24 protein-coding genes are annotated in these 15,714 nt (G+C 33.2%); 19 read left to right on the forward strand and 5 right to left on the reverse strand.

Annotated elements, in window-relative coordinates; translation table 11 throughout:
- The 3 genes from T335_RS0114905 to T335_RS0114915 form a co-directional block, all read right to left on the reverse strand.
- On the reverse strand, positions 1–226 hold a 226-nt coding region (locus T335_RS0114905), incomplete at its 3' end, for a helix-turn-helix domain-containing protein (protein ID WP_026478256.1).
- A 178-nt stretch (positions 227–404) separates the two neighbouring features.
- Positions 405–896 carry an ImmA/IrrE family metallo-endopeptidase gene (locus T335_RS0114910; RefSeq protein ID WP_026478257.1) on the reverse strand — a complete coding sequence of 164 codons (492 nt, stop codon included), beginning with the start codon at positions 894–896 and terminating at the stop codon, positions 405–407.
- 51 nt (positions 897–947) lie between these two features.
- On the reverse strand, positions 948–1,289 hold the full coding sequence (locus T335_RS0114915; RefSeq protein WP_034328675.1) for a helix-turn-helix domain-containing protein: 342 nt from the start codon (positions 1,287–1,289) through the stop codon (positions 948–950).
- A gap of 421 nt (positions 1,290–1,710) precedes the next feature.
- Here T335_RS0114915 and T335_RS0114920 point away from each other — a divergent pair, with 421 nt between their 5' ends.
- From T335_RS0114920 to T335_RS0115010, 18 genes are all read left to right on the forward strand, one after another.
- Positions 1,711–2,211, forward strand: coding sequence for a hypothetical protein (locus tag T335_RS0114920; protein WP_026478259.1), 501 nt, complete (start codon positions 1,711–1,713; stop codon positions 2,209–2,211).
- Positions 2,212–2,547: 336 nt separating this feature from the next.
- A complete protein-coding gene (locus T335_RS0114925; protein ID WP_026478260.1) occupies positions 2,548–2,937 on the forward strand; it encodes a DUF3168 domain-containing protein in 390 nt (129 codons plus the stop codon).
- On the forward strand, positions 2,938–3,321 hold the full coding sequence (locus T335_RS20915) for a phage major tail protein, TP901-1 family (protein ID WP_034328678.1): 384 nt from the start codon (positions 2,938–2,940) through the stop codon (positions 3,319–3,321).
- Positions 3,322–3,332: 11 nt separating this feature from the next.
- On the forward strand, positions 3,333–3,629 hold the full coding sequence (locus tag T335_RS0114935; RefSeq protein WP_026478261.1) for a hypothetical protein: 297 nt from the start codon (positions 3,333–3,335) through the stop codon (positions 3,627–3,629).
- 56 nt (positions 3,630–3,685) lie between these two features.
- The gene (locus T335_RS0114940) at positions 3,686–3,955 is read left to right on the forward strand and encodes a hypothetical protein (protein ID WP_026478262.1); all 270 of its coding nucleotides are present in this window, start codon (positions 3,686–3,688) and stop codon (positions 3,953–3,955) included.
- A gap of 17 nt (positions 3,956–3,972) precedes the next feature.
- Complete coding sequence (locus T335_RS0114945) at positions 3,973–5,349, forward strand: phage tail protein (RefSeq protein ID WP_026478263.1); 1,377 nt, start codon at positions 3,973–3,975, stop codon at positions 5,347–5,349.
- 1 nt (position 5,350) lies between these two features.
- The gene (locus T335_RS0114950; protein WP_026478264.1) at positions 5,351–6,523 is read left to right on the forward strand and encodes a hypothetical protein; all 1,173 of its coding nucleotides are present in this window, start codon (positions 5,351–5,353) and stop codon (positions 6,521–6,523) included.
- Positions 6,523–6,753, forward strand: a complete 231-nt coding sequence (locus tag T335_RS0114955) for a hypothetical protein (protein ID WP_026478265.1) — start codon at positions 6,523–6,525, stop codon at positions 6,751–6,753. Before T335_RS0114950 ends, T335_RS0114955 begins: the two co-directional genes overlap by 1 nt.
- Positions 6,754–6,826: 73 nt before the next feature.
- Entirely contained in the window at positions 6,827–7,177 is a 351-nt protein-coding gene (locus T335_RS0114960; protein WP_026478266.1) for a phage tail protein, read from the forward strand.
- Positions 7,178–7,182: 5 nt separating this feature from the next.
- Complete coding sequence (locus T335_RS0114965) at positions 7,183–7,635, forward strand: hypothetical protein (protein ID WP_026478267.1); 453 nt, start codon at positions 7,183–7,185, stop codon at positions 7,633–7,635.
- Complete coding sequence (locus T335_RS22335; RefSeq protein WP_051569346.1) at positions 7,636–8,250, forward strand: glycine-rich domain-containing protein; 615 nt, start codon at positions 7,636–7,638, stop codon at positions 8,248–8,250.
- 816 nt (positions 8,251–9,066) lie between these two features.
- Positions 9,067–9,378 (forward strand): hypothetical protein, encoded by a 312-nt coding sequence (locus tag T335_RS22730; RefSeq protein WP_242837310.1) that lies wholly within the window; start codon positions 9,067–9,069, stop codon positions 9,376–9,378.
- A gap of 31 nt (positions 9,379–9,409) precedes the next feature.
- Positions 9,410–10,363 (forward strand): group II intron reverse transcriptase/maturase, encoded by a 954-nt coding sequence (ltrA, locus tag T335_RS20930; protein WP_330371256.1) that lies wholly within the window; start codon positions 9,410–9,412, stop codon positions 10,361–10,363.
- Positions 10,364–10,484: 121 nt separating this feature from the next.
- Positions 10,485–11,039: a sigma factor-like helix-turn-helix DNA-binding protein gene (locus T335_RS0114990; protein WP_026478268.1), complete on the forward strand. Its 555-nt coding sequence runs from the start codon at positions 10,485–10,487 to the stop codon at positions 11,037–11,039.
- Positions 11,040–11,042: 3 nt separating this feature from the next.
- Complete coding sequence (locus tag T335_RS0114995) at positions 11,043–11,246, forward strand: helix-turn-helix domain-containing protein (protein ID WP_026478269.1); 204 nt, start codon at positions 11,043–11,045, stop codon at positions 11,244–11,246.
- Between the two features lie 94 nt (positions 11,247–11,340).
- A complete protein-coding gene (locus tag T335_RS0115000; protein WP_026478270.1) occupies positions 11,341–11,775 on the forward strand; it encodes a Dps family protein in 435 nt (144 codons plus the stop codon).
- Positions 11,776–11,978: 203 nt separating this feature from the next.
- Complete coding sequence (locus T335_RS21755) at positions 11,979–12,377, forward strand: DUF5684 domain-containing protein (RefSeq protein WP_051569347.1); 399 nt, start codon at positions 11,979–11,981, stop codon at positions 12,375–12,377.
- A gap of 208 nt (positions 12,378–12,585) precedes the next feature.
- Positions 12,586–13,128, forward strand: a complete 543-nt coding sequence (locus T335_RS0115010) for a TDE2712 family protein (protein ID WP_034328680.1) — start codon at positions 12,586–12,588, stop codon at positions 13,126–13,128.
- A gap of 176 nt (positions 13,129–13,304) precedes the next feature.
- Here T335_RS0115010 and T335_RS0115015 read toward each other — a convergent pair whose 3' ends face one another.
- On the reverse strand, positions 13,305–14,126 hold the full coding sequence (locus T335_RS0115015) for a dimethylarginine dimethylaminohydrolase family protein (protein ID WP_026478272.1): 822 nt from the start codon (positions 14,124–14,126) through the stop codon (positions 13,305–13,307).
- A gap of 302 nt (positions 14,127–14,428) precedes the next feature.
- Here T335_RS0115015 and T335_RS0115020 point away from each other — a divergent pair, with 302 nt between their 5' ends.
- Complete coding sequence (locus T335_RS0115020) at positions 14,429–15,289, forward strand: DegV family protein (protein ID WP_026478273.1); 861 nt, start codon at positions 14,429–14,431, stop codon at positions 15,287–15,289.
- A 157-nt stretch (positions 15,290–15,446) separates the two neighbouring features.
- Here the strand turns inward: T335_RS0115020 and T335_RS0115025 are convergent.
- Positions 15,447–15,714, reverse strand: a 268-nt coding sequence (locus T335_RS0115025) for an IS3 family transposase (protein WP_026478274.1), incomplete at its 5' end; no start/stop codon positions are given.

Consider the following 15,714-nt stretch of genomic DNA (forward strand, 5'->3'; position numbering starts at 1 on the left):
TAAGCTTACATTCTCTACGATTACTACATGGTATTGGTGCAAAATCCATGTTTTTGCGTTCAGCGATTTTAGAATGTCTTCTTATATCTTTCGAAATAGTGCTCGGATCTTTACCTATCTTTCTGGCAATAGCGGCAAAAGAATCACCAGCTAAAAGACTTTTCTCAATTTCGATTCGCTGTGATAATGTTAAGTGTTTTTGATTGCCTCTTGGTTTCTTATTCATATTAACCTCATTCCTGCACAGGCAGGCAATCAACTGCTCTTTAATTATACAGGAATTGGTATGCATATTTAAATTCTAGTTATATAGAATTTACTGCTGCAATATAGAATTTAGTTTTTCATTTAACTTTTAAATAATCTGCAGCATTGGAATAACATCACTTAGAACATATGTTCGGTTAAAAATTAAAAAAATTAACCTTCTTTAAAAGGTGATATTGATTATTTTCTAATAAAGACTTAGTAAGTTCCTTTCGATATGAGACCAAGTCTAAGGTTACGCCATATTCTTCTGCTAATTGATAGTCATTGCTGGCATATTTTAAGGATTCTTCAAACATTCCAACAGGCATTAGAAGATAGGCGGCAAAGGCATGGGCTTGGGCTTCATCTTTTCCAATCGTTCTTTGATCTTTAGTAAAATAGTTTCCAGTGTGTTCCATTACATGGAGATATTCATGGCTTAGTTCATAACGTTTATGGCTATTTTCACATTTTCCAATTAATAGGTTATTCCCTATTACACAACTATGATTAAGGTTTTTTCTTATAATAATTTTAATGTCTTCATCCTCTAAAAGAGACTCTAGCACTTCTAATGGAATGGGAAATTGTTTAATTTTATACTTATATAAAATGGCATTTGCCTTCTGGGCTAATCTAATATACATTTTGTCCTCCTAATTGATTTCTTTATTTATTTCCTTGCTTTAGTCATTACTCTATTTATTTCTTTTACTCTTCTTAAACTCTATAAATTCAAGCAGATCTTTTTTTTCTTCTTCTGTCCAACTGTGCCAATCTTCAAAGGCTACACGAAGAGTAGGGTCTGAAAAAAGAGATTTTAGTTGAAGATCAATTGAGACAGGCTCTTCTCCCATTAAGAATGCAATGGTTGTGTTAAGGGCCTTTGCAATTTCTTCGAGCCTTTCTATTGATGGATTACTTCTCTCATTTTCAATATCACTTAGAAATGATATTGAGATATTAGTCATCTCGGATAATTCCTTTAAAGTAATTTTATTATCTTTTCTTAACGATTTAATACGTCTACCTATCTTCATAATCTTACCACCTATTTTAAAATGCAAATAAAAGTTTCTTATTTTAAATATTGCTGATGCAGTTGATCATATACCAACTTAAATGTCTTTAAGAAACTATGTATTTAGCTTACTTATAGTATATCAAAATTACTAGTTATCATAAAGAAAAAAATACGTTTATTACGTAATTAGTAGAAAAAAGGAGGTAGAGGGACTATATCACGCTTATTCCTTGCAGATTATCCGATAGCTTCCTTGATAATTTACGAAATTTACGTAAAATATAGATAAGGTTAATTAGAATGTATGTTCGATATGTAATTAAATATGACGGTGTAACGTGGTATTTTTATTGTTATACGAAAAATATAAAAAGTAAATTAAAGTAGAAGTAAAATAAAATTACGTAAATATCAAAAAACTTTAAGGAGGATATTCGATGATTAACATTGAGAAGATTTTAAAAGAGTACAAAAAAAAGCTTAGTAAGATAGAAACAATAAAAATAAGAATACAGAGCTATGAAAAGGCCCTTCAAGAGCCTGAAGAATGGATGAATATTGTTGCAAATACGTCTAAAGAGCTGGGAATGCCAAGAGGAAACTCAACAAATGTTTCACCAGTAGAGCTTGAGGTTATTAACAAAGAAAAAACTGTAGCAAAGATACAGAAATGGATTAAGGAAGATGAAGCCAGATTAGACCTTCAAGAGATGGAGATTAAACAATTAGATAGTGGACTTAACTCTCTTACAGAGCAAGAAAGAAGCATAGTCCAGTGGAAATATTGCGAAAACATGTTTTGGCGAGATATAGAGATTAAATTTAATAACCTATATCGAGGTGAGAATTATATCACAACAGCACAGTTAAAAAAGCTTAATAGGAGGGCATTAGATCAACTAATTGAAATTTTAACCCCCTTCTACAGTAGATTATAAATATTTATGAAATTTCATTTAACAAGTATAAAGAGAACAGAAAGGATACAAAAAATAGATGGAAGTTAATTTTTATATAACTGATTTTATAAAAATAGTGTTATATAATTAAAATGTGGAAAGTTGATAAACACTTATATGTTTTATGAAAAAACGATAACAATATTTTGTTATTTCAAATTAATTAATTATTATTTAAGGGGTGTTGTTAACTTTCTGATGTAGGATAAAGAGGGGAGGTTATGAAGAAATACATGAAGTCTATGATAAGATCACCTAATCGTTAAGGGAGTGGAAGCTAATATAGTAGCTGTTTGATTAAAAGGGGGCCTAAAGATGTATCTGAGGGGAGTATTGTTGGTACAAGAAAATTTGTTAGAGAAGCTTTCAAACTATCAAGAACTGCAGGGAAGCGTACTAGGAATCTTTCAAGATTCTGAAGAACAGGAATTACCCTATTTAGTTTTCGGTGAAGCTACTTCTAATGAATATGGTACAAAGTTACTGGGAGAAGATGTTGTACAGACTTTAGAGGTTTATGGTAGATCAAGAAGTGAGGTTGGTGAAACAATAGCTAAAATACATAGGGCCTTGCAAGAGGAAATAATCATACCAAATTATGATTGCCACATGTGGAAAATCCAGTCATTAGATATCGTGAATCTGGAAGATGGTAATGTTTTAGGAAAAATACAATTAAAATTAAAAATTACGGAGGTGCTTTAAATGGCAAAAGGAGTAGATTTTATTATTAAAGTAGGAGATAAGGTTTTAGGTGGACAAAGGGGAGGTACCCTTAACAGAACAGCAGAAATGATTGATACTACAACAAAGAGTTCTGCTGGATGGAAGGAAAATGAAGCCAGCTATAAGGAGTGGTCTATTGCTTCAGATGGTCTTTTAGTTGAGACAGATGAGGCATTTACATTACTTGAAACTGCCTATATGAATGGTGAAAAGGTGATGGTTGAACTTTCAACAGCAGCAGGTAATAAATATTCTGGTGAAGCTTTAATTACAGATTTTCCGATAGAGGCTCCTTATGATGATAGTGCAACCTATAGTGTTACCCTTCAAGGGACAGGCCCATTAACTAAAACAGTAGCATAAGGAGGAAGAGAATGAAAAAGTCTATTGCAATTGAACTAGATAAGATTAGAAATTTGAGATTTAGTACTAATAACATTTGTCAACTAGAAGATCTGTTAGGTAAACCTGTCAGTGAATTACAAAATGGTGCAGGGTTTAAAGAGTTAAGAGGGATGTTATACTGCGGATTAAAGTGGGAAGACCAGAACTTAACATTAGATCAGGCAGGTGACATTATGGATGAGTCAATGGCTGATAAGGGGATTGGGTACATCAGTGAAAAACTAGCTGCTGCCCTACAATTAGCTTTACCTGATAAAAAAAAATAGGTGAAGAGTTAAAAGATGATAAGCTAATAGAAGAGGAAGATTTAAGTTATGAGGATATGTTTAAGTTAGCTACTGGCTATTTAGGCATATCCTTTTCCGATTACTATAATACAACCCCAAGGGAATTGCAGCTGATGTTTCAAGGATATGGAGAAAAGCAAAAACAAGAAACTGAATTGCAGGAAATTGCAACAAGAGTAGCTATTATTAATGCCATGAACAAGAAAAACTTTAAGGTTTTTGGCGAAAAGAAGGAGAAAAGTAAGACAGTGGACCAAGATAGAAAAAGTGCCGAACTGGATTACTTGAAGGGTATGTTTGTTTAAATTAGGAGGTGAAGAAGTTGAAACTAGAAAAAGAAATTGAAGTGATAGGAAAAAAAGTAGAAATTACAATACAAAAATTCTTTGATGAATTCAATAGCTTAAATCAGATCACTAATAAGGTTTCAGAAAGTATGGCTAATTCATTTGAGGTAATTGGGGATGCAACTGAAAAATTAGAAGCAAATTTTTTGATATCTATTGATAGGATCAAGGAATGTATTTATGATTTTGATATTAAACTAGCTGATACATTTTCTTTATTAAGTAAGTTTGATAATCAAGAATCAACGTTTAAATTGAAATGGATAATAGAAATAGACGAAGGTATGCTAGAAAGTATGAAAGAGGCTCTCTTAGGATTACAGAAGGAAATGATTAATTTGCAAGAGCAAGTGGGAGAAGTGTCAATAATACTTGCAGAAATACTAAATGGGTCAATTAATGAATCAGAAGGTATATTAGCTACTTATATTACAACAGTTTTAAATTCGGCTGATGCCTTTAATACACTGATGCAAACTGGGGAAAACTTAAAAATAGCTGCTACGACACTAATTACACTTCTTAATAAGCTAGGTATTAGCATTGGCTTTATAACAACGCCTATAGGGGCTGTTATAGTGGCTATAGCAGCTTTAATAGCTATTTTTATGTATTTATGGAAGACAAATGATGAATTTAGAGAAGGTATTATTGAACTTTGGACGAGTCTTTATGAGGGTGTATGTCAAGTTATCGAAGAATTTATAAATATGGTAATTGATACATTCACTATGCTAAAAGATACACTAACAGAAAAATGGGAGGCTATATTAACTACTATTCAAGACTTTATAGATTATATTGTAGAAATTTGGGAACAGTTTAGTTCAACGGTGGTGGATAAAGCTAAACAATCATGGGATTTGATTTCTAGTACGATAAGAGATGCAATAAACAATATAAAAGAAGGCATAAGTAATGGACTGTCAAAGATAAAAAATACTTGGTTATCAGTTTGGAATGACTTAAAGTGTGGTGTATTAAATATTTGGAATGACATGAATTCTGGGATAAAAGGTGCGATTAATTCAATTATTAAAGCCATGAATGGGATGATCAATAGTATGAACAAAATTAGCTTTAGTGTGCCATCTTGGGTACCTGTTATTGGTGGCATGTCGTGGGGATTCAATCTGCCTAATATACCAGCTTTAGCAACGGGTACTAACTATATACCAAGAGATACTTTAGCCTTTCTGCATAAAGGGGAAGCTGTAGTACCTAAAAAATATAACCCAGCTCTAGGAGGAAGTACAAGTGCTAACAACCACATTACAATCTATCTAGATGGAAGAAAAATCTATGAAGGCATCGATAGCTTCTTGGGTGCTAAAGTGTTAGGTGGTGTGTAGTATGTGGAAAGTCATTGTAGGTAATGATGAAATACAAGATAAAATAATGGGTATTTCTGTATCTGAAAATCTGGGGAGTCAAAATAATAGCTATCAGTTAAGGTGTAAAGAAGTAGATCAACTTTATCATTTTAAAGAATTAAAAGTTGAACATAATGGATTAAAACGTTATGGAGGAGTAATACTTGATCAGAATTTTCAAGATTTAGGGATAAAAGTGTGTAACATTTCTGCCATAGACTATAATCATATTTTACAGAATCGAATTGTTGCAGAGAATTTTATCAATATGACCATCAGTGATATATTAATTTTCCTGTTTAATAAATATGCTCCCGAAATTACTACCCATCACTTAAGAACCTGTGAAGTAGTAATTGAGAGGTTAAGTTTTGACTACATTACCTTTAGTGAAGCCTTAAAGACGATCTTAGATTACATTCCAACATGGAATTATTATATAGATCAGAATAAGGATTTTCATTTGTTTTCTTCCTTTGAAGAAGATGGAGTGAACTTTGTTAGGCAAGCCAGTGGTAAGTATAATTTTATTTATAAAACCCTTAATGTGGAGTATGATGCAACTGGTGTTGTTAATCGAGTTTGGATTGTTGGTAGTAAAAGATCTGCAAGCAAAGAAATTACTCAATACTTTCAAGGTGATGGCAGGCAGAGGTATTTTAATCTGGCTTATGAGCCTAATGAATTAAGGGTTTATGTAAATGATGTAGCAATGGAAGTGGAATTAGATAATAATGATGATGGGACTAAAGCCTTCTTAGTTAATAAGAAGCATAAGTTATTATTTATTCCAGAAAATATTGAAAACCCTTTTACAGGAGAAATAAAAGTCATTTATCACCCAACGATTCAAGTAATTGACTTCTTTGAAAACACCCAGTCAGAGAATCCCTATTTAGTAGAAAAGATTATTAAAAATAAGAATATTACTGATAAAATGGCAGCTAGGCAATTTGGAAAAGCTGAAATTAGAAGACATAGTAAAGTGAAAACCTATCTAAAATTTTCTACTAGAGAAGAAGTTAAAATAGGTCAAAGATCATATATAAAGATAGATGAATATGGGATTAATGGTAATTTTTTAGTCACACAAGTAAGTACAGAAATAACCCCTTCAGATATTATTAGGGGTGTAGTATTGGAGGAGATCTAATGAAGCTATCGGAATACCTTCAACAACAAGAAAAAAGGGTAAATGCCCTTGAAAGTACAGAGATGGAAGACTTAAGCACCATTGCTAGAATTAAAAAGCTCTATAGTGATGTTAAAGTAACTCAGTTGGTTAAGGTTACTTATATTACCTATAAACCCTGCAGCACAACTTTAATGTGTAGTCCTACATTAAACAATACAACTTCCTTTAAGCGTGAAACCTTTTATTAGACTTGAGTATAGGTCTAACTAAAGAAACTTCACGTTTTTTGATGGATAGATTTTGTAGAAGGGAGGTGATGCAATGATTACAGATGTTTTATTAAATAAAATAGTTGCAGATATTGATGGAGCCTTAACCCATATTGCTATAGGTAATGGTAGAATTCCTTCTGTTAGTGACACAAAACTTGAGGGAGAAAAAATTCGTAAAGTAGCTGATTCTTACATTGATCAAAACACAATCATCAAAGAACTTTACTTAGATGAAAACGAAGGAAATGATCTGACATTTACTAATGTAGGACTGTTTGGAGAAGGGGCAACAAGCGCAATTGGAACAGGTAGTTTGATGACTGGTGGTAGAATGGACCTTCAAAAAGGTCTAAAGCAAAGTGTAACTATTTCTCTAGAAATTACAGTAGAAAGGACGTGAAAAAATTGAGTTATAACAAAACAACATGGGTAGATAATGAGACCTCTCTATCTGCCCAAAATTTAAATAAGATTGAACAGGGTATTGAGGATGCCTTTGGGGGGCTTGAGGCGCATAAGGCGGAAAGTATGGCTAATGCACATAAAATTAATAACATTGGAGGATTAGAAGTAGCACTTAATCAAAAGGCAACAACTGGAACCTATACAACAACTCTAAATACAACTTGGGTAGGTACATCTGCTCCATACACAAAAACACAAACTGTAACAGGCATATTGTCGACAGATAATCCTATTGTGGATGTTGTAATGAGTGGAACATATCATGTGGACGAAGGAAGACATAAATCTTGGAGTTATATTTATAGGATTACTACAGATAACAATTCAGTAACTCTATATGCCAACGAAAAGCCTAGTGTGAATTTACCTATTCAATTGAAGGTGGTGAGATAAATGGGAGAAGGGTTGATAGTAAGACGAGAAGGCAGTAAAACTGAAAGTGGTTCTCAAATATACACCACACGGGGTACTTATTACTTCACTGTACCTAATGGAGTTACAGTAATCACGGCTGTAATTACAGGTGGTGGTGGTGGTGGTGGTCGTGGAGCGGCTGGTTATTATGCCACAGGAGGAGGTGGTGGAGGAGGTGGGGGTAGTTTTATAGGAACTATTCCAGTTATACCAGGAGAAGTTTTAAGCGTAGTTGTTGGTAATGGTGGTATTGGAGGAGTACTTAATAGTGAACACGGAAGTTCTGGTGGAAGGAGTTCTGTTAAGACATCTTACTTTGCTAATGGCGGTGGTGGTGGTCGTGGAAATGGTAGTTGGTATTCGGAGGATGAACCTGGCTACGGAGGCACTGGAGGAACAAGTAGCCCAAGTAATTTTGGTGGTGTAGGTAGTAAGGGTGAAACAACACTTAGGTCAGATGGTGGAGCCGGTGGTATAGGTGGCACGGGGGGAACTATTGGCCGAGGTGGTAATGGCGGTATTGGCGCAACGACAGGGGGAAATCCATCAAATGGAAACGATGGTATGGACGGTAGAGTTATTATAATGTGGTAATATAGTATAGATAGTTATGTTAATTTTAATACGGGCCATATAAACTACTATTTAGCAAATCCACCTTTTATGCTCACAACTAAAATAGTGTCTTTACTTATTTTTTATATAGGGGGTATGCAGTGTGGAGAATTTTATAAAAAAATATACAATATTGATTACATCTGAGGTAATTTATCCGACACAACAAACCAACAACCAAATAACAATCTTATCAAAAAAAATTGCATAAACAGATTTTCAAACTCAACCAAAAGACCATAACCTTCCTGGGTTATGGTCTTTTCAATACAGTGCGTCCAGCGAAGCTGGATCACACTAGCTGGTGAAAGTCCAGCACGGGTAATTGCCAAGAAGCCTGTTAGCTAATCCCAGTGCGTCACAGTAATGTGGGGTGCCAAGCGGGAGGATAAAGTACCTGCTTAAAGCAGGGCGAGCGAAAGTGCAGGTCGTAACATAAAATGAATTCTGCCGCATCGTCAAAAAGGTCTCTGGTGACAGAGTTGAAAAGGGAAGTCGAGCCTTGTGTATATGGGTGAAGACCATGGAAGATGGGAAGAACTTGGAGTGCACCATCAAAGAATCCCTCGGTGTATAGGAAGCGACATGTACTGAAAGTGTGGTTCGGAACTGGAGAGACCCTACTTTGCACAGTGCAAACTGTAAAGAAGCTACATATAAGTCGCAAGATGAAGTCGAATGCTTGCAAAGAGGGAGTCGGAGGAGTCAATAGTACCAAGGATTTTACAGACAACAAAACTGTAGATAGGGAAGGGACTCTACTTTATTCAAGCTATCCAAAGGGGGTAAGAGCGAGTGAATGCCAATAAGGCTAACAACACCAAAGAAAAAGTTCGAAAACTTCAAAGGAAGCTATACCTTGCAGCCAAATTAAACAACAAGCGAAGATTTCATGCCTTGTATGATAAGGTGTATCGAAAAGATATACTCATTGAAGCATGGAAAAGAGTTAAAGCCAATGGTGGAGTAGGGGGCATTGACCAAATGACGTTTACTGATATAGAAGATTATGGAGTCGAAACCTTCCTACTAGAAATCCAAAATGAATTAGAAAAAGGTAAATATCATCCTAAGCCAGTGAAAAGAACCTATTATCCCGAAGGGTAAAGACCAAAGAAGGCCATTAGGGATACCAGTTATTAAAGATAGGCTTATACAAATGGCAGTTAAGATAGCTATTGAGCCTATATTTGAAGCTGATTTTAAAGACTGTTCCTATGGTTTTAGACCTAAGAGGAATGCACACCAAGCCTTAGACAGAATAAGAAAAGATACAGCTAAAAAGGGTTGGTGGGTAGTAGATGCTGATATTAAAGGATACTTTGATAACATTAATCACGAAAAGTTAATGTTGTTGGTAAAACAGAGAATATCGGATAGAAGAATCCTTAAAATGATTTGGAAATGGTTAAGAGCTGGGGTGATGGAAAAGGGAGAAGTATATAACAGTGTAATTGGAAGCCCTCAGGGCGGAGTAATCTCACCACTGTTGTCTAACATCTACCTGCACTACTTGGATTTAAAATGGGATAGACACTACACTCACCTTGGGAAACTCGTAAGATACTGTGATGATTTTGTAATAATCAGTAGAACAAGTAAAGAAGCGGAACATGCATTAAAAGCTGTGAAATATATAATGGGAAAGCTGGAATTAGAACTGCACCCCGATAAAACTAAGCTTGTTAATATGTGGGACGGAAAAGATGGCTTTGATTTTCTTGGATTTCATCACAGGAGGAAAACAACAGAAACCTCGAAAGGACAGAGATTTCAAGAAACTCATCAATTTCCATCACAAAAAGCTATGCAGAGGATGAGGGGTAATATCAAAAGAGTGTTTGCCAGCAGGTCAACGTTGCTCTTAGACGTACAGGATATGATTAAAATATTAAACCCTAAAATTAGTGGAATGAGAAATTATTATGGATTGAAGAATGCAGGGAAACAGCTTAATAAAATGGAGTGGTATATCATAAAGAAATTTACTTTATGGTACAACTATAAAACCCAAAATAAAAGACGATATGCTGGAAATGCTAATGTTCGAGAGATTATATACAAGAATGGACTCAAAAAGCTTGTTGGTTGATGAATGCTGAAGGAAGAAGAATATCGGAAAGCCGTGTGCGGGAAAACCGCATGCACGGTTTGATGAGGGGGGAATGAAATTTCATTCCCCTACTCTACAAAAACCATAAGGAGGGAGGCGAATGAAGACATTAATAGAAGGATTTATTAAAGAACAAAACCAAAGAGAACTATTACGAAATAATACAACAGATAATCTAGAGAAAGAAACTAACCTAGAAGAAGATTTTCAAGACTATATCTTTAAGGTTTTCTTTTATGGATACATAAAAAAAAGCATTAATTTTTCAGCGATGGAAAATAGAAGAAAGCATAACAAAATAAAAAATCATGAAGAGCTAAGCTTAAATGTTGTAGATGAAAACTTTAATGAAGAGAAGATTAATTTAATCATTGGTAATGAAACCCAAAAAGAAGATCAATTAGAAATACTTTGGCAGGAAGAGGAAAGATTCTGTTTGTTGGAGGAGATTTCCCATAACATAGAGATTGTAAAAGCTATTGGCAGTCTAACTAAAAGGCAAAAAGAAGTAATCTATCATTGCATAATTTTAGGTGAGGGGGATACCCAAGTAGGAAAAAAACTAGGGATCACTAAACAAGCAGTTAATAAAATTAAAAAGGCGGCATTAGAAAAACTACGAAAACAGTTAGTAGAAAGAGATTGGGGAGCATAAACAATGACAAACAGAGAAATAAAAAAAGTTGTTGAAATGGCACAAGAAGGAGATCAAAAATCTCTTGAAGTGCTCTTAAAATTGTTTTGTCCATTAATTGTGAAACATAGCTGTATAGAAGCTGAATTTAATGAAGATTGTTTTCAGGAGTTATCCATAAGACTCATTAATTGCATTGGAAAATTTCAAGTTCCGAAATTTTTATAAAAAATCTTAAGTATAGATGTTTAACCTTAACCTCCTTGGGTAAAATTATACTAGAAACCAAATTATAACAAACTGTTAAAAGGAGAGATTACAGATGAAAGATTTCAAAAAATTAAACGAGTATTTATCAAATCTAGCTGTTTTAAACGTAAAATTACACAATTTACATTGGAATGTTGTAGGTAAGCAATTTGTACAAATCCATGAATATACAGAGTCTATCTACAATGATTTCTTTGAAAAATATGATGAAGTAGCAGAATTAATGAAGATTAGAGATGCTAAACCTTTAGCTAAATTATCAGCTTACTTAGAAAACGCTACTATTTCTGAATTAGATCAAGATAAATTTTCAACTGACGAAGTATTAGAAATCGTTAAAGCTGATTTAACTAAAATGAAGGAATTAGCTACTGAAATTAGAAATGCAGCTGATGAAGCTGGAGATTTTGAAGCTGTTGCAGTATTTGAAGACCATGTTGCAGGCTACAGCAAAAATCTTTGGTTTATTAAGTCAATGCTTTTATAATTAGCAGCTCCATAAACTTCTCATAAAGACTAACTTCTCATATATAATTGGGAGTTAGTCTTTTTTTGTACAATTTACATAGTTGGTCTTTAGAGCATTCTAATAGCTAAAAGGAGGTGGTGAGTAAATATTGATAAATATGTGTATCCATTTTAAAATTAAAAGCATAACTTAAATCAAACGGGTAAAAGGGGGAATTTGAAATGAGTAATGGTTTCGTATTTTTAATTGGTATTATCGTGTATATTCTATCTAGTTATCCAGTATATTTATTAGCAAAGAAAGCCGATTATGATTATGCATTCTTTGCCTTTATACCAATATTAAACTTAGTACTAATGGCTAACATTGGTGGCATGAATGGTTTCTTTATTTTACTTGCATTGGTCCCATTTGTAAATATTATTTTTGCATTGGTCCTAACTTACAAATTTTATGATAGTTATGAATCTGGGTTAGTGGTCTTTGGGATTAGTATTCTAGCAGGCCTACTAACTATAGTAGTCCCCTTCATAAGCATTGCTGCAACAATTGCAATTTGGTGGCTTGCCCTTTCCGATAATCAGTTTATAGGGGAAGTTTGGGGAAAGAGTTATTACTAAATTAATGGAAAATTAAAAACTTTAGAAACCAGCTTTAAGTATCTTAGCGTATTGACTACTTACAGCTGGTTTTTTGTTGTGGTCAATTGCAATGCCCAATTTAAAGCTAAAAGAGATTTAATCCTTTTTTCTATGGCTGGATAAAGTCCGGAATGTAGTTTATAATAAAGAAGAAAGATTGATACATTTTAGACAAAGGTGGGGTAATATGATTAAACGTATTAAAGTAAAATTAGATACTGTTGAAGGAATGCTATATTTTTGGCAGGCGACAAAAGATCGTGAAAAGGTAGGTGAAGCTTACTTAAACAATATGGCAGACTATCCAGAAATGAGCTACATATATGATACTGAGTTTACTAGAGAGTCCGTAAGAATGGTTTTAAGTGCTATTTCTAATAGAGAAATTTTTCATAGCGAGAGTAAAAAGGAAAGAAAATATTGGAACAATAACATGTGGATGATGGAGGATCTGGGCTATACCGACATGATGGTAACTCCTTTAAAGGTGCTCAACCTAGATTCAATAATTGATAAATTAAATAATAGTGGGTGTAAGACAAAATATGAAGAACTAGAAGTTATTTTTATTCCAGGCCATCAAGATGAATATCAAATAAAAGATAACAGTTTAATTATAAATTTCTTTAGGGTAAAACCAGATTTATATGATGAAACCAAAATAACAATTGGGGATATACCTATTCTACAATACATTGAAGAAAAACTCTTAGAACTATTAAAACAATAACCTTAATATATTGTTGTATTAATATGAATCTAATATCAATATGCAGTTTCCTCAATTAAACTACTAACATAATAATTATCAAAAATATCCCACGTAAATTGCTTTAATAGCTTAGTTTTCTTCAAATATAAAAGAGTCTTTTCATAAGAGAAGAGACTCTTTTATAAATAGATAGATTACATATTTTTACTACTTCTCATAATGGGTAAAACACAGCACCCAAGACCACCCTTTAGTTTAATTACTTCACTAAAATCTATAAAAGTCACATCATAATCATGTTTTATTAATAGATTACTAAAGTTTTCGTTACTGCACAAAATCTTGTTATTTCCTAAATTAACGATATTGGCTGCTAAAGAAGCTACTTCCTTTGCAGGCACTTCTATAACCCGTTTAAAATGTTTAGTAATGTCTATCGGGTTAAAAACTCCATTAGTGATTATACATGTGCTTTCATCGAGAATGTTAAAAACACAATCAAGATGAATTTTCGATATATCGAATAGGACTTGAATAATTTCAAAATCCTTTTTTTCACTCATTAGCTTATTGTTAATTTCCTCTACTGCCAGTTGCGTTGTTCTACCACCTGTACCAATGAAGATTTTTTGATTATGAACAAAGACATCGCCACCTTCAACTTTTTCCTTCATAATGTAAAAGTCTAAGTTGTTTTGAACTGAATAATCAATGAGGGGGCGTATCTCTAGACTTCGATCATCACTAGTTAGATTAGAGATGAAGAAAAGCCCATCTATTGGGAATCCAATATCACGGGTATATACTTGACTAGGGCTATTGATTAAGTCTAAAAAGTTGAACTTAATATCCTCTTGAATAAGTACATTAAGTAGATGGTTATATTGTTGAAGGGCCAATGCTTTATTAAAGTTATTGTAAAAGGGGTTGCTGTCATCAAATATCCCTATATTACATGGATACGCTACTAATGAAAAGTGAATAGGATCATATTCATTTTTAATAAATGCCTTCATTTTATCACCTCCCAAGCGTAATTTATAATAATATAGTATCCCCAAAAAAGTAGAAGAATTAGGTTAAATATAATACTAAAATAATTAAATATGTTGAATAATATGCTATAATAGAACAAAGTATTTATTCGGAAAATTTAAAAGGACTTATTTGAAACTCATTAAGTAATGTTCTTTAATATATAATAATTAAATTGTACTTTCTTATTCATTATAAAAAAGTTATTCATTATAAAAAAAGTAAAAATTCACTTAAATAGAGTGAATAAACATAAATTAAAGTATAAAAAAGGGAGGCTATTATGAGTATTAAAGTATTTACTGATAGTACAAGTTATATAGATGCTGAAGTCATTAAAGATTTAGAAATGAAGGTGTTGCCCCTTAGCGTAAAATTTGAAGATGCATCTTTTAAAGAGACAGAAATAGATAATGACACCTTTTACAAAATGATGGAAAAAAAAGGAATACCTCAGTCATCCCAACCAGCATTAGGAGAAATGTGTGATGAAATGCAAAAAGTAGTAGAACAAGGGGATGAACTGGTCTGTGTGTTGCTTTCATCAGAAATGAGTGGTACATACTCGACTGCCCATATGGCTAAAAATATGACTCTAGAAAAGTACCCAGAAGCTAAAATTGAATTGATAGATTCTCGTTCAAACTGTATGCAGTTAGGTTTTGCTGCTATTGTTGCTGCAAGAATAGCAAAGGTCGGAGGCAGTTTAAAAGAGGTTGTTGATGGGACGATGGAAAATATTAAAAAGAGTAGGTTTTTATTTATACCTGATAATCTTGAATACTTAAAAAAAGGTGGCAGAATAGGGAAAGCTAATGCAATCATTGGTAACCTATTAAAAATTATTCCTATTTTAACTGTAGAAGAAGGCGTAACGACAGTCTTTAAAAAGGTTAGAACTAAGAAAAAAGCAATCGTTACTATGATTGAAGAAATGATGGGAGATATTGAGCGTTATGGCTTAGGTGAAATTGTTGTCCACCATATTAATTGTTTAGAAGAAGCAAAGGGTGTAGTAAATATGATTAAAGATAAACTGGAAGTTGATGTTAAAATACAAGATATAGGGCCTGTTATAGGTTTACATGTAGGGCCAGGGGCAATTGGGATCGCCTACTACACAAAGGATAGAATGAGAGACTAATTCTAATGTAATATTAAAATAATATTAAAAATAATATTTTTGTATAATATTAAACTTTTACAACAGTATATCAAAATTTGTAAGATAAGAAGTGCATTCTTCTATATTAGATGAACTGCACCCTGTCAAGTAGACATTGGAAATAATAAAAACTAATTTAAGCGGCCATAGCTCGAAATTCCATCGGGCTAAGGTCGCTTAATTTCTTTTGTAATCTCTTATGATTATAGAAATGAATGTATTCATCTATTGCCTCATTTAGATCCTTGAAGGTATTGTATTTATTGAGATAATACTTTTCACATTTTAGAGTTCCAAAAAAACCTTCCATTGGCCCATTGTCAATACACTTTCCTACACGTGACATACTTTGCGTCATTCCCGCTGCTTCTAATTTATGTTTAAACCCATTTGAAGTGTATTGG

The organism is Alkaliphilus transvaalensis ATCC 700919, assembly GCF_000621485.1.
Taxonomy (GTDB): domain Bacteria; phylum Bacillota; class Clostridia; order Peptostreptococcales; family Natronincolaceae; genus Alkaliphilus; species Alkaliphilus transvaalensis.

Excerpts from the sequence above, each read along its gene's own strand:
- T335_RS20915 (WP_034328678.1), top strand. The coding sequence starts at position 2,938 with ATGGCAAAAGGAGTAGATTTTATTATTAAAGTAGGAGATAAGGTTTTA.
- T335_RS0115015 (WP_026478272.1), bottom strand. The coding sequence starts at position 14,126 with ATGAAGGCATTTATTAAAAATGAATATGATCCTATTCACTTTTCATTA.
- T335_RS0114955 (WP_026478265.1), top strand. The coding sequence starts at position 6,523 with ATGAAGCTATCGGAATACCTTCAACAACAAGAAAAAAGGGTAAATGCC.
- T335_RS0115010 (WP_034328680.1), top strand. The coding sequence starts at position 12,586 with ATGATTAAACGTATTAAAGTAAAATTAGATACTGTTGAAGGAATGCTA.
- T335_RS22335 (WP_051569346.1), top strand. The coding sequence starts at position 7,636 with ATGGGAGAAGGGTTGATAGTAAGACGAGAAGGCAGTAAAACTGAAAGT.
- T335_RS0115000 (WP_026478270.1), top strand. The coding sequence starts at position 11,341 with ATGAAAGATTTCAAAAAATTAAACGAGTATTTATCAAATCTAGCTGTT.
- T335_RS0114960 (WP_026478266.1), top strand. The coding sequence starts at position 6,827 with ATGATTACAGATGTTTTATTAAATAAAATAGTTGCAGATATTGATGGA.
- T335_RS0114995 (WP_026478269.1), top strand. The coding sequence starts at position 11,043 with ATGACAAACAGAGAAATAAAAAAAGTTGTTGAAATGGCACAAGAAGGA.
- T335_RS0114915 (WP_034328675.1), bottom strand. The coding sequence starts at position 1,289 with ATGAAGATAGGTAGACGTATTAAATCGTTAAGAAAAGATAATAAAATT.
- T335_RS0114950 (WP_026478264.1), top strand. The coding sequence starts at position 5,351 with ATGTGGAAAGTCATTGTAGGTAATGATGAAATACAAGATAAAATAATG.
- T335_RS0115020 (WP_026478273.1), top strand. The coding sequence starts at position 14,429 with ATGAGTATTAAAGTATTTACTGATAGTACAAGTTATATAGATGCTGAA.
- T335_RS21755 (WP_051569347.1), top strand. The coding sequence starts at position 11,979 with ATGAGTAATGGTTTCGTATTTTTAATTGGTATTATCGTGTATATTCTA.
- T335_RS0114935 (WP_026478261.1), top strand. The coding sequence starts at position 3,333 with ATGAAAAAGTCTATTGCAATTGAACTAGATAAGATTAGAAATTTGAGA.
- T335_RS0114910 (WP_026478257.1), bottom strand. The coding sequence starts at position 896 with ATGTATATTAGATTAGCCCAGAAGGCAAATGCCATTTTATATAAGTAT.
- T335_RS0114990 (WP_026478268.1), top strand. The coding sequence starts at position 10,485 with ATGAAGACATTAATAGAAGGATTTATTAAAGAACAAAACCAAAGAGAA.
- T335_RS0114925 (WP_026478260.1), top strand. The coding sequence starts at position 2,548 with ATGTATCTGAGGGGAGTATTGTTGGTACAAGAAAATTTGTTAGAGAAG.
- T335_RS0114920 (WP_026478259.1), top strand. The coding sequence starts at position 1,711 with ATGATTAACATTGAGAAGATTTTAAAAGAGTACAAAAAAAAGCTTAGT.
- T335_RS0114940 (WP_026478262.1), top strand. The coding sequence starts at position 3,686 with ATGTTTAAGTTAGCTACTGGCTATTTAGGCATATCCTTTTCCGATTAC.